Origin of the sequence: Mammaliicoccus sp. A-M4, assembly GCF_022386955.1 — a bacterium.
Classification (GTDB): domain Bacteria; phylum Bacillota; class Bacilli; order Staphylococcales; family Staphylococcaceae; genus Mammaliicoccus; species Mammaliicoccus lentus.
Window position 1 is genome coordinate 202294 of the sequence record NZ_JAJNHH010000003.1, and the last position, 12524, is coordinate 214817.

Here is a 12524-nt window from a genome sequence, read left to right on the forward strand (position 1 = left end):
TCCAAAATACATTGTAGCATGTTCTTATTGTTTCGTTCATCAAATATTATCTTAATCTAATGAGAAGAAACTTTGAGCATGATATAATAAACATAATATTTACATAGGAGATGATAACATGTCAGAAACAATATTCAGCAAAATAATCGACGGAGAAATTCCTTCATTTAAAATTTATGAAAATGAACACGTGTATGCATTTTTAGATATTTCACAAGTTACTAAAGGTCATACGTTATTAATTCCGAAAAAAGCTTCACCAAATATTTATGAAACAGATGCAGAAACGATGAAACATATTTCTGAGGCGTTACCAATTGTTGCTAATGCCATTAAAAAAGCATTTAATCCTGATGGCTTGAACATTATTCAAAATAACGGTGAGTTTGCTTCACAATCTGTATATCATATACACTTCCACCTTATTCCAAGATATAAAGATGATATCGATGGATTTGGCTACATTTGGGAAACAAATGAAGATAAATTAGACGATGCTAAAAAAGAAGAAATTGCAAAAGCTATCCAATCACAATTTTAATAATTGTGCTTATCTCTTCTTTAAATGGGTAAGTAAATAACTAAGAGTACTAAGGAGGAAAAATTATGAAATTTACAAGATTCGCTTTAGGTGTAGGTGTTGGACTTGCAACTGGTTTTGCAACAGCAATACTTAACACTGATCGTTCAGGTGATGCTTTACGCACAGATTTAAAATCAACTGCTGATGGATCAAAAGTTCAAATAAATGAAATTAAAGATAACGTAGCAGAAATTAAAGAATATGTTTTAAAAACTAAAGATGAAAGTCAAATAGCTATTCAATCATTAAGTGAAGAAATAAAAACGATGATTAGTCAATTTAAGGCTGATATCGATCCGAATATTGATCGCATTCAAAAAAATATTGAAAATATAAGTAATCGTGGTAATGAAATTCAAAAAGAAATTCAAAATACGAAACTACCATTTCTAAAAAAATAGAAAACATGTTAAAATTATTATATTATTAAAGTGTTACATCTTAGCATGATACATAAGTATCATGCTTTTATTTTACAAATAAAGGGGAGATTGTTATGACGAATGAACGGGATATGATAGAGAAAATGTTATTCACTCATAAAGTTTCACAATTATCGAAAGCTTTATGGAAAACAATCGAAAAGGATTGGCAACAATGGATAAAACCTTTTGATTTAAACATCAATGAACATCATATTTTAATTATTATAAGAAGCTTAGATGAAGCAACTATTTCAGAAGTTAGTAAATACGGTGTTATGCACGTTTCTACAGTATTTAATTTTGCTAAAAACTTAGAAAAACGTGGGTATTTAACAATGCCTAAAAGCCAACACGATAAAAGAACTACTTATTTAGAGTTAACTGATAAAGGATTGTCAGTATTACGTAAAACTTATTTTAGTTATTCAAATGACACAAACAGACTATATGATATAGCTACTGATTATGAGAAAGTTATGTTCAATATGCCAGAATTTACCGATGTTAAATATATCGTTGGTCAAATTTATGGTAGTGACTTTATTAAACATATTGAAGATAACCACGAACAACTTAAAAAATATCTACTTGACGAACAATCAGAAGATGATGCATAATATCAAGATAATTATATCTGAGAAGGTGACATACTTATGTTTCTATGTTCTAAATCCATCAATATACAATCTCGGTATGGACTACAGAGAATTGTATTAATTAGTACTTTAGTTTCATTTTTAACATTTATCGTCACTTACGAAATATTCATGTATTTACAAATTCAACCATTAAAGGACGATAAGTTTATTTTATTCTTATTCGTCCTTTGCTTAATTTATCCAATTCATAAATTTTTGCACCTGATTGTACTCATTTATTATCGTAAGTCATTTAAGATGAATAAAACGACTAAAGCAAAACGTGGTCTACCATTATATAATATACGTGTAGATCAACCAGTAAATAAGATTGTATTTTGTTGTGCACTTATATGCCCTATTGTAACCATAACTGCACTTTCTATTTTTCTAATCAATATCATCCCTCAATATGGACATTATATTTTATTTATTATGTCAGTTAATATAGGTATATCTATTATAGATTTACTTTATTTAAAAATTATATTGTTTACTAAAAAAGGGACTTATATAGAAGAAAGAAAGAATGGCATCGAGTTGTTAACAAAACGTTCACTAAATACAGAACATTTATAGGATATTTTTTGTAATCAATTTCCTAAATGTGCTATATTTATCATTGTATTCTTACAAAAGGAGTTCTAATTTATGAAATCAATTAAAAAATTAGTGTTACCCGTAACACTTTCAGCATCAGTTTTAACATTAGGTGCCTGTGGTAATGGTTCAGATAATTCAGGCGAAACTTTAATCGAAACAAAAGCTGGCGATGTATCATCTCAAGACGTATTAGATAAAATGGGTAGCGATGAAGTCGCTCAAAATGCTTTTCAAATTGTTCTTAACAAAGTCTTAAAAGATAAATACGAGGACAAAGTTGACACTAAAAAATTAGATAAACAAGTTGATAAGCAAATTGAACAATATGGTGGCAAGAAGAAATTCGAAGAAGCATTGCAACAAGAGAAACCTGGTGCAACTTTAAAAGACTTCAAGGAATCACAAAAAACTTCTAAATATCAAGAAGAATTTATTAACGATTCTATAAAAGTTTCTGATAAAGAAATTGAAGAAAATGCTAAAAAAGGCTCTCATATATTAATAAAAGTTAAATCTGAAGATTCTAAAGATGGCTTAAGTGATAAAGAAGCTAAGAAAAAAGCAGACGATTTACTTAAAAAAATCAAAGATAACCCAGATGACTTCGATAAAATAGCTAAGGAAGAAACACAAGACGAAGGTACAAAAGATAAAAATGGTTCATTAGGATTTGTACTTAAAGGTCAAATGGATGAAGCATTTGAAAAATCATTATTTAAACTTAAAGACGGAGAAATTTCTGATGTCGTGAAATCTCAATATGGTTACCATATAATTAGAGCTGACAAAGGCGAAGCTAGTAAAAAACAAAAAGAAAGCCTAAAAGAACAATACCGTCAAATGAAAATTCAAAAAGAACCAAAACTTATCATTAATGCATACAAGAAATTATTAGATGAGTACAAAGTAGACTACAAAGATAAAGATATTAAAAAATCAATCGAAGATAATATCTTAAATGCTAAAGCTCTACAACAGCAACAAATGCAAGCTGCACAACAACAAACGGCTCAATAAATAAAACTACTAAATCCGGCTGGGACATAAATACATGTCTCAGCCTTTTTTATTATAATGAGATTTTTATCCCACCCCCATTTTTTATATGAAGTGTCGCTTTATGTTGCACGTGGACCTTCTCTTGCAATATTCCACGTGCTTTACCTCATAAAAAAGAGTCTGAGACATTAATAATTGTCTCAGACTCTTTTTTTTGTATTGGCAGTAGCTGGCTGGTATGAAAATGCGCTTATAACAATCTTTTTTCATACCTAGTCATCCTTGCCGGGGGTGGGACTACGAAATCTTTTTAATAAAATGAGATTTCTGTCCCACTCCCTATTTCTCGTTATATTAATCTAAAGTTTCAGGTTTATAGAACTGTCTATTTTCTAATGCAAAAATACGTTCTGTAAATTGTCCTTTTTCTACTTTTTTAAGATGTTTTTCAAACATCATCATTCTCGCATCTAAATTATCAATGAAGTGAAGAACTTCTGCTTCTTTGACCATTGGCAGTTTAGGCGATCCATATTCTAATTTACCATGATGACTTAAGACAAGATGTCTAAGTAACATAACTTCTTCGCCTTCTATATTATGTTCCTTTGCAACTTGAGATATTTCATCACTAATAATTGAAATATGTCCTAATAAATTACCTTCCACTGTATAAGTTGTAGCTACTGGCCCTGAAAGTTCTTTAACTTTTCCTAAATCATGCAAAATAATGCCACTGTATAATAAACTAAGATTTAAAATAGGATATATATCACATAAGGCTTTTGCCTGTCTCAACATCGTTACAACATGATAACTTAGTCCAGATACAAAGTTATGATGGTGTGAGCTCGCTGCTGGGAAAGTGAAGTAATCTTTTTGGTATTTTTTTAGTAAAATACGTGTGATTCTTTGTAATTTAGCATTTTCAATATCTAATACATATGTCATGATTTCATCTGACATTTCTTCAATTGTTAGAGGTGCTGCTTCTAAAAAGTTTTCTAATTTTACATTGTCTTCTTCAGTAGCTACTCTAAACTTATTTACTTTCATTTGTTTACGTCCACGGTAATCTATAACATCACCTTTAACGCGAATAACTGTTTCTGGAACAAGTTGTTTTATGTCTTCATTAGTGACAGTCCACACTTTTGCTTCGATATCTCCGCTTTTATCTTTTAAATAAAGTGTCATATATGGCTTACCTTGTGCTGTTACGCCTTGAGTTGCACGATGTATTAAGAAGTAATGATCAACCGAATCTCCTGGCTTTAGTGTTTCTATCGTTCTCATTAATTCTTGCCTCCTTCTATTTTTGTCAGAGTTATTGTTTGTTTTTGTGGAACAGAATTATCTTTATTACACGTAAAGTATAACACTTGTATATCTTTAGACATTGACATTAAATATTTAATCATTATTTCTTTACGTTGTTTATCAAAATGAACAAATGCATCGTCAACAATAATTGGAAACGGATAATATTTGTGTAACGACTTAATTAAGCTAAATCTTAAAGCAATATACAATAACTCTTTAGTTGATTGGCTTAATTCAGTTGGATGGAATATTTGACCATTCTCATGCCTTACACTCACCGTTTGTTCATCATATATAACTTGATTATATCTACCTTCTGTTAATGTTTTTAAGATATCCGTGGCATCTTTCACTACAAATGGTAAACGTTTATCTTTAATTTGTTTAATATGAGCTTCAACTAAGCTTTGTAAATAACTTAAAGCTGCCCAATCTTTTGCTGTTTCGTTCACTTTTTCTTTTAATAAATGATATTCATGTCTTAAATTAGATAATGTTTCATCTGCTTCCATCTGGTTAATTTTTGCGGTTAAATCACTAATTTCAGCTTGTACTGATAAATATTTATCATTATATTCATCGACTTGATGTTCTAATTGAGTTCTTTCATTTTCTAAATCTGTTTTCGTCATATAACTAAGTTGCGTATTTTTGTCGTAATCATAGTTTTGATTACTTAAATAGTTTGTTAATTGAGAAAATCTATTTAAATTCTCATGGTACGTTACATGCTCTTTATGATGACGATAATAAGATTCTTCATCTTGTACATTAATATAATCGAACAGAGTCTGTATAACATTATTATTTTCTTCTAATCTTTCGTTTAAAGCGTTAATTTCATTTGTGAGTAAAGCTTGTTGTTCGATATTTCTCGCTTTAATATTAGATTCTTTTTGTTGTTCGTCTAGAGTTTGTTTGACGTCATGGAATAAAGAGATTTCTTGATAATGAATACCAGCATGACTGACAATACTATCAGCTTCTCTGTAAAATGCATTTATTGTTTCTTCTTTTTCATTTCTTATTTTAGATAGCCTATCTATTTCGATTCTGTTTTGTTTAATTTTCTTAATTGTATTTAGAGCATCATTTAATAACTGAGAAGATAATTGATTTGAAACGTGTAGACTTGATTTTGTTTCCTCAATCGCTCGTTCTTTTTTCGCTATGATATCTTCCACTTTTTCTAATTCTTTAGTTAGTTCTGCTTGCTTTGTAGCAAGTATTTCTTGTGATTGATAATAACGATCTAATTCTTGTCTTATTTTTGTTTGTTCTTCTAAATTAAAGTCCAAACTATAAAACTGTTTAAGCTGAGACACCTTCTCCTCAAGTTCATCAATTTCTCTTGAAAATGCTTCATCATGATCTAACTCTTTTGTTTTAATGAAAAATGATAGTACAAGAAGTAATAAACCAACAACGGCAAATATACCACAAAATACAAATTGAGATATAACAAATGCATATATTGCTATCGCAACAAACAGAATTCCACCAATTACTGAGCCTAAACGATATTGTTTTGTTCTTTTCTCATTTTCTTCTTTTTGCTTTTTAAAACTGTCTTCCATCTTTTGATAGAGTGAACGTTTTTCCCCGAGCTCTAAAGCCTTTTGATTATATACTTTCTTTTGTTCATAATTTTCATCTGAAACTAAGTCATTGTGTAATCTTTCGATGCTATGATTATAACGCTCTTGTTCAATATCTTGTTGGTTCATCGCACGTTTAATTTGTTCACGTTCAGCGATATTTTCATCTTTAATTCTATTTAATTCAGCAATATGTGTTTTCATTGCTTCAGATGTGTCTACAGATAAATATTCTTCATCCCAGCCAATATCTTGACGTAGTAACGTATTATCACGTTCTGTATCTTCAATTTGTTTATTTAACTGCTTTAATTCTTGATGTCTTTCTTTAATATCAGTTTCTCTTTGACGAATGCTATTTAATGCCTTTTCATCACGTTCTGACATCACTTTGACTTGATTTAATGTATGATTTACTTGTGTAAGTTTTTCATTTCGTAAAGTTAAATCTCGCTTAATACTTTCTTTAGCTCTAATAGCGGATTCATAACGCTCTATCCCCTGCTCAGGGAATGTATATGGTTCGATGTTTAATTTTGTTTCTAAATCTTTCCATTCAGCTACATCTTTATGTAAAGATATTTCTTTTTCTTTACTAGATAAACGATTTGTAAGATTACCTAAATTATCTTTTAGTTGGTTTAACCTTCTAGATACTTTATCTTTTTCATCTTGTAACCGTTCATATTCCGCCATTTTCTTTTCTTCGTTTTTAATTTTTATTTCTATATCATTTAACTGTTCAAGTTGAACGTTTAAAATTGGGTTTTTCCCATTTTTCTTATATAATGCATCTTTTTCTAACTGCATTAAATTACTCATACCAGTAAATTCTGTAGAACCTAAAGCACCAGCCTGTAATAAATACATTTGCAATTGATCTTCAGTTAAATTTTTATGAATGTCTTGTAATCCTAAAACATTAAATGAAAAAATACCTTGATATGTTTTTTTATTAATGAAATTTAGTTTTTGTTTAAGCCATTCTTCATCTTTAACTTTACCGTTTGGGAGATAAACTTTAACGTCTCCAGTAACACGACCTTTAACGCGTTCAACTTCTACACTTTGACCATCAAAATCTAGTTCTAATTTACCGCCGTATTGATTGCCTAATCGTGGCTCTAGTCTCGGTTCATTTTCTTTCTTTGTTGGAAACCCAAATAGAATAGAATGAATAAATGCTTGTATAGTGGATTTACCGGCTTCATTCTCTCCATAAATCTGCATAAAACTTTGGTCAAATTTAATTTTACGAGACATGAGTTGGCCATAGCCATAAATTTCTAATGATTTTAATTTCATCGCTTTAACCTCTCATTCTTCTTTTTAAAATTTCTTCGCCACGTTCAATGAGTGCTTCTTTATCAATATCACTAAACGGTTCTAGGAAACGATTTGCTTTAGGATTCATATATAAATCGCTCAATGCATCTTCTAATATTTGGTCATCTTCTAAAATATCATCATTAAATTCGTTAGCTAACATCACTTCAGAATCTTGTTCATAAAATACATTTAATTCTTCAATAAAAATAAAATTAGTTTGATTTTCTTCATACTCTTGAATCAATTGAATAACTTGATTAATTTCTTCTTGCTTAAGTACTTCATCATGCTTTACATATACGTCTAATTGGTAGAAGGCTTTCCCTTCAGTTCGCACACTATCTTTGAACTTTTGAATCGCTTCGTACAATGCATGTTTACCTTTAGCTTTTGTTTCAATTATAGCTTTTTCAAAACGTATATATTGTGTCGGTTTAAATCTGGCTTCTAACTTCGCCTCATCACCTTCTACTAATAAATAGCCTTTTTCGCCTTTTTCTTTAAAATGACGTGCTTGAATATTACCTGGATAGTGAATTTGAGATAGTTCACTAATCATTTGGCGCTCGTGTATATGTCCTAAAGCCCAGTAATGATAAAGTTTACTGTTTAAGTCTTCCACATTAAATTCAGTATATCTGTTTTTGACATTCGAAGCTTGAGAATAAGTTCCATGTAGTAATCCAATATGTATACCTTTATTGCCAGTTGATTCAGGGTATTCATCAACTTTATTTTCATAACTTGCATCTTTTTGATAACTAAATCCATGTAAATAAACGACTTGACCATTTTTTGTGATAAGTTGATATGTTGAAACTTTATCACTAAATACCGTAACGTTTTCTGGCCAAACAGTATGAACTGAATCTGATAATGGGTCGTGATTACCATGGATAATATATACAAATATTTGTTCTTGTTCTAGCTTTTTAAATTGTTCTCTCAAGTAAACTTCCGCACGTAAAGTTCTGTTATCTTGATCAAATAAATCACCTGAAATAATAACAAAGTCAACTTGTTCTTTTATTGCATCATCAATAATATTAGTAAAACTATTATAACCACTCTGTTTAACATCGTTTAAAATAGAAGGGCTTAAATAATGTCTAGATTTAAATGGACTATCAAGATGTAAATCTGCACAATGTATAAATTTAATCATTTAACTAACCTCTTTCACTATTAGTTCATTTTCTTAATTATTTTATTCAAGCACAATTCAATAGAATAATCAGATTAATAAGTAGTCTTTTAATGTATTAATTTTACCATATTCAAGGCATATACGATACATGACAAAGCTAATAAACAACGGTTTAAACCTAAAAAAAGTCTTGTTAGATACGACTACGTACCTAACAAGACTTTTGAAATTAAGAATTATTGTTGACCTTCTTGATTATCTTCAAGACTACCATAAATATCTTCTAATGGTTTCATGATAACACGGTTTAAATCTTGAATAAGTTGACTCATAGCTTGTTCAGCTTGCATTAATTCAGAAATTGTTTCGTTTTGCTCAATTTCTTGTGCTGACTTTTGAGCTCTAGCGATATCTACTTCTGAGATTTCTTCGCCTTGCATTTGTTTGTTTTGTAAATCTAGTTGAACTTCACGGAATTCATCGAATAATTTTTTAGTTTCTGGGTCAGCATTTACTTTTTCGTATTGCTCTTTAATTTTGTTATATTCGTTGCTTTCACGTAAAGTTTGTTCTAGTTCATTCGCTTTGTCATAAATATTTACTTCTGCCATAATAAATTCGCTCCTATAATTAAAAAGTGTATTAGAATATCAATTCCAATAATACTGTATCACACTTCGAAAGCTTATACAAAAATAGCGATTATACCTTGGAACAAGCCTATTATGCCACCTAATACAAATCCTAGTAATGTGATTAATTTCAACTCTTTGTTTGAAATTTCTATTACTAACTTTTCAAGATATGACAATTCGAAGCGATCAATTTGTTCTTTAATCAATTCTGCTAATTTCATTCTTTCTAGAATTAAACTAATATTATCTCCAACTTTTTGAATCATATAGTCAATAAATCTTTCTGTACCTTTACCTTCCATATATTCAAATAAACTTGGTACAAGTTCATATAATGGTGTGTTTAAATATTTATGCACATTAACAGATTCAGTTATTTCTTCAGCGATAAGAACTTTTGCCTTATCTTTCCTTCCAAGTGTAACAACTTCATCTAATGATTTTGACATCCACTTTTCATATTGTGTTTGTACTTGTAAATCAATCATATTATGAATTTTTTCTTGCTTAATTACATTTCTCAGTTCTTTTCGAACCTTATATACAATGTCTTCAGTAGTCATAAACATTTGAATCATGCCCACCATTTTTCCTTTTTGTTCGAAAAATTCTTCTACCATTGTATATATATCATTTTTGCCTTTATCAGATGCTAAATAAATATCCATTTTCGATAATATCTCAGGTGTAACACGATTCACTTGTCGACTTAAATCCTCATATATTTCTTCAGGGATTAAACTATGAATTGCATCTTTTTGATGAATTTCATAATATTTATCCACTTTTTGTTCTATTGTATGTTTTAAAGTTTCATTTAATTTTTCTTCCAATGGATAATCAATTCTATTTATAAAATCTTGTGGTGTGTAGTTTTTTTCTTTTAATGTTTTAAATTGAACTTTAATTGTATCTTCAAGAACACTTTTAGTATTAGGGTTAACAAGTTTTTCTTTAAATACTTCCGGAGTCAATAAATGGTTTGTTACCATCTGACCTACTTTTTCCGATAATTCATTTCTTCTTTTTGGAATAAGTCCTGGAGTAAATGGTAGTTTATAACCAAAAATTTTCTTTTCATGGTATGGATGAAATAACATTTTAATAGCGACAAAGTTAGTAAAGCCACCAATAATTGAACCTATTATCATCATTCCTATTATTGTTAATATAATTGTCATATCTGTTCTCCTTTAAAAAAAGCTACTTCTTTAGAATAATCTAAGAAGTAGCTTTTCACAAATATTAAACAAATAATGATTGAGTTTTACGTAAGAAATATGTTTCTGCTTCACGTTTCTTCGCAGTACCAAATATTGGTTGACGTTCGTCATTTAAAACTCTATACAAATCTGTTTTTTTATTAGATTGTAAAATGTAGCCTGATTTTGCATCAATAGTAGTCCAATAAATATCACTCGTATTATCATGGTTTGGATATGCACAATGATGACGAGAAATAATTTGAATTACCTCTAGAGGGTCACAACCAAATGTTGTGTTTAAAACGTCTGAATCTCTGAATAATGCACAGATAGATACACAAGTTGTCCAGTTTGGTAATACACGTTCTTTTTCTATTTGTACTAAAGTTTTTTTAGATAATCCTACTGTATTCGCCATTGTATCTTGAGTATAACCTGCCTCAATACGAACCATTTTAAATTTTGTTTGAATTATCGTTGTAAAAGTTTGTTTATCCATCAATAACTACCTTTCTATTTAAATTCTATTATTAATTTATTATATTATGTTGCAAAAATACACGATTTTTTCGAGCACAAGTATCATCATAATACATTTTGCATAAAAATAAAAGAGATAAATTGATTTTTTATCAATTTATCTCTTTAATACGTTGAAATGTTAATTTTTCGCCAATTTTGACTTTTCTCTCTCAGAAAGAATTAATGCACATGCTGCATCGCCTGTAATATTTACTGATGTACGTGTCATGTCTAATAATCTATCTATACCGATAATCATACCGATTGCGGCTGGGTTTATACCGATTGATGTTAAAATCATAGCTAACATCACTAATCCCACCCCAGGTACACCAGCTGTACCAATAGATGCTATAACAGCTATTATAACTACAGTAACCATTTGCATTACTGTCAAGTCTATTCCAGATACTTGAGCAATGAATATTGTAGCTACACCTTGCATTATGGCTGTCCCATCCATGTTGATTGTTGCACCAAGTGGTTGAACAAATGAACTAACTTCCTTTCTAACTCCCATATCTTTTGTACATTCTAGAGAGATAGGCAACGTTGCATTTGAACTAGATGAACTAAATCCTACAGCAATTGCTGGTAAGAACTTTTTAAAGAACCATAAAGGATTTTTTCCTGCTAAGAATTTGACTGCTCCACCATAAACAACAAAGAAATGGATGAATAAAGCCAACAATACAATGACGAAGTACATACCTAGTTGCTTGATAGCTCCAAAACCGGCATTCGTGAATGCCGTTGCAACTAGGCCAAATGTACCTATTGGAGCAAATACATTCATAATCATTGTAACGATATACATGAGTATATCATTGGTCTGTTCGAGAAAAGTCCTGACGACTTCAATTTTATTACCTAATGCTATCATTCCTATACCAATGAAAATCGCAAATGTGATAATTGGTAACATATCTTGTTCAACCATAGACTGCATTGGATTTTTAGGGAATAAATTAATGAGCGTTTGATCGAATGTTTGATTTTCTGGTGCTTCAGCATCCCCAGATTTAGCTTTCTGTTCAGCTCCATATTTCTTAACTTCGTCACTATTTAATAAGTCTCCTTGGCCAGCACCTGGTTTAAATACAAGTGCTAAAGCCATTGCGATAATTATTGCAATAGCTGTTGTTGTTAAGAAAAAGATAACGGTCTTTAAACCAATACCACCAAGCAGCTTAGGATCACCGACACCTACAACACCTAATACGATAGAAACAAACACTACTGGTACTACTAACATGAATATTAGATTCAGAAATATTTGCCCTAGTACATTAAATACATACTGATTAGTATTTTGAACAAAACTATTACCTTCGAAAATATTAAATATAGATCCCACTGCTATACCTAATATTAACGCTATAACAATCTTTAAAGTTAAATTCTTTTTTACTTTCATATTTATACTACCCCCAATTGTTAGCGTAAAATAATTTCTCCATGTTATCATTATATAGTAAGCGCTTTCTTTTTGTAAGACTTATTTAAAATTTTATACA

The 12524-nt window shown here is 29.9% G+C and carries 12 protein-coding genes; 5 read left to right on the forward strand and 7 right to left on the reverse strand.

All coding sequences use genetic code 11. From position 1 onward, the window contains the following. Positions 1-118: 118 nt before the first annotated feature. The 5 genes from LQ682_RS04615 (at position 119) to LQ682_RS04635 (ending at position 3266) form a co-directional block, all read left to right on the forward strand. Positions 119-541, forward strand: coding sequence for an HIT family protein (locus LQ682_RS04615; protein WP_017001046.1), 423 nt, complete (start codon positions 119-121; stop codon positions 539-541). A 65-nt stretch (positions 542-606) separates the two neighbouring features. Beyond that, a complete protein-coding gene (locus tag LQ682_RS04620; RefSeq protein ID WP_017001045.1) occupies positions 607-984 on the forward strand; it encodes a YtxH domain-containing protein in 378 nt (125 codons plus the stop codon). 95 nt (positions 985-1079) lie between these two features. Further along, a complete protein-coding gene (locus LQ682_RS04625) occupies positions 1080-1625 on the forward strand; it encodes an HTH-type transcriptional regulator Hpr (RefSeq protein WP_017001044.1) in 546 nt (181 codons plus the stop codon). A 36-nt stretch (positions 1626-1661) separates the two neighbouring features. Further along, positions 1662-2225, forward strand: a complete 564-nt coding sequence (locus tag LQ682_RS04630) for a DUF3267 domain-containing protein (RefSeq protein WP_017001043.1) — start codon at positions 1662-1664, stop codon at positions 2223-2225. A 72-nt stretch (positions 2226-2297) separates the two neighbouring features. Beyond that, the gene (locus LQ682_RS04635; protein ID WP_017001042.1) at positions 2298-3266 is read left to right on the forward strand and encodes a peptidylprolyl isomerase; all 969 of its coding nucleotides are present in this window, start codon (positions 2298-2300) and stop codon (positions 3264-3266) included. Positions 3267-3602: 336 nt separating this feature from the next. On the opposite strand, the gene yhaM is transcribed toward LQ682_RS04635, so the two are convergent. The 7 genes from yhaM to LQ682_RS04670 all read right to left on the reverse strand — a co-directional run bounded on the left by yhaM (position 3603) and on the right by LQ682_RS04670 (position 12424). Continuing rightward, complete coding sequence (gene yhaM, locus LQ682_RS04640) at positions 3603-4544, reverse strand: 3'-5' exoribonuclease YhaM (RefSeq protein WP_239723940.1); 942 nt, start codon at positions 4542-4544, stop codon at positions 3603-3605. Further along, positions 4544-7474, reverse strand: a complete 2931-nt coding sequence (locus LQ682_RS04645; RefSeq protein ID WP_239723942.1) for an ATP-binding protein — start codon at positions 7472-7474, stop codon at positions 4544-4546. Before LQ682_RS04645 ends, yhaM begins: the two co-directional genes overlap by 1 nt. A gap of 4 nt (positions 7475-7478) precedes the next feature. Continuing rightward, the gene (locus tag LQ682_RS04650) at positions 7479-8663 is read right to left on the reverse strand and encodes a metallophosphoesterase family protein (protein ID WP_016999943.1); all 1185 of its coding nucleotides are present in this window, start codon (positions 8661-8663) and stop codon (positions 7479-7481) included. A 218-nt stretch (positions 8664-8881) separates the two neighbouring features. Continuing rightward, positions 8882-9256, reverse strand: coding sequence for a YlbF/YmcA family competence regulator (locus LQ682_RS04655; RefSeq protein ID WP_016999944.1), 375 nt, complete (start codon positions 9254-9256; stop codon positions 8882-8884). 74 nt (positions 9257-9330) lie between these two features. Beyond that, positions 9331-10461: a DUF445 domain-containing protein gene (locus tag LQ682_RS04660; RefSeq protein WP_147641106.1), complete on the reverse strand. Its 1131-nt coding sequence runs from the start codon at positions 10459-10461 to the stop codon at positions 9331-9333. Between the two features lie 64 nt (positions 10462-10525). Next, positions 10526-10984 carry an XRE family transcriptional regulator XdrA gene (xdrA, locus tag LQ682_RS04665; protein ID WP_016999946.1) on the reverse strand — a complete coding sequence of 153 codons (459 nt, stop codon included), beginning with the start codon at positions 10982-10984 and terminating at the stop codon, positions 10526-10528. A 162-nt stretch (positions 10985-11146) separates the two neighbouring features. Next, a complete protein-coding gene (locus LQ682_RS04670) occupies positions 11147-12424 on the reverse strand; it encodes a dicarboxylate/amino acid:cation symporter (protein ID WP_064211358.1) in 1278 nt (425 codons plus the stop codon). Between the last annotated feature and the right edge of the window lie 100 nt (positions 12425-12524).

Excerpts from the sequence above, each read along its gene's own strand:
- LQ682_RS04615 (WP_017001046.1), top strand. The coding sequence starts at position 119 with ATGTCAGAAACAATATTCAGCAAAATAATCGACGGAGAAATTCCTTCA.
- LQ682_RS04620 (WP_017001045.1), top strand. The coding sequence starts at position 607 with ATGAAATTTACAAGATTCGCTTTAGGTGTAGGTGTTGGACTTGCAACT.
- LQ682_RS04625 (WP_017001044.1), top strand. The coding sequence starts at position 1,080 with ATGACGAATGAACGGGATATGATAGAGAAAATGTTATTCACTCATAAA.
- LQ682_RS04630 (WP_017001043.1), top strand. The coding sequence starts at position 1,662 with ATGTTTCTATGTTCTAAATCCATCAATATACAATCTCGGTATGGACTA.
- LQ682_RS04635 (WP_017001042.1), top strand. The coding sequence starts at position 2,298 with ATGAAATCAATTAAAAAATTAGTGTTACCCGTAACACTTTCAGCATCA.
- yhaM (WP_239723940.1), bottom strand. The coding sequence starts at position 4,544 with ATGAGAACGATAGAAACACTAAAGCCAGGAGATTCGGTTGATCATTAC.
- LQ682_RS04645 (WP_239723942.1), bottom strand. The coding sequence starts at position 7,474 with ATGAAATTAAAATCATTAGAAATTTATGGCTATGGCCAACTCATGTCT.
- LQ682_RS04650 (WP_016999943.1), bottom strand. The coding sequence starts at position 8,663 with ATGATTAAATTTATACATTGTGCAGATTTACATCTTGATAGTCCATTT.
- LQ682_RS04655 (WP_016999944.1), bottom strand. The coding sequence starts at position 9,256 with ATGGCAGAAGTAAATATTTATGACAAAGCGAATGAACTAGAACAAACT.
- LQ682_RS04660 (WP_147641106.1), bottom strand. The coding sequence starts at position 10,461 with ATGACAATTATATTAACAATAATAGGAATGATGATAATAGGTTCAATT.
- xdrA (WP_016999946.1), bottom strand. The coding sequence starts at position 10,984 with ATGGATAAACAAACTTTTACAACGATAATTCAAACAAAATTTAAAATG.
- LQ682_RS04670 (WP_064211358.1), bottom strand. The coding sequence starts at position 12,424 with ATGAAAGTAAAAAAGAATTTAACTTTAAAGATTGTTATAGCGTTAATA.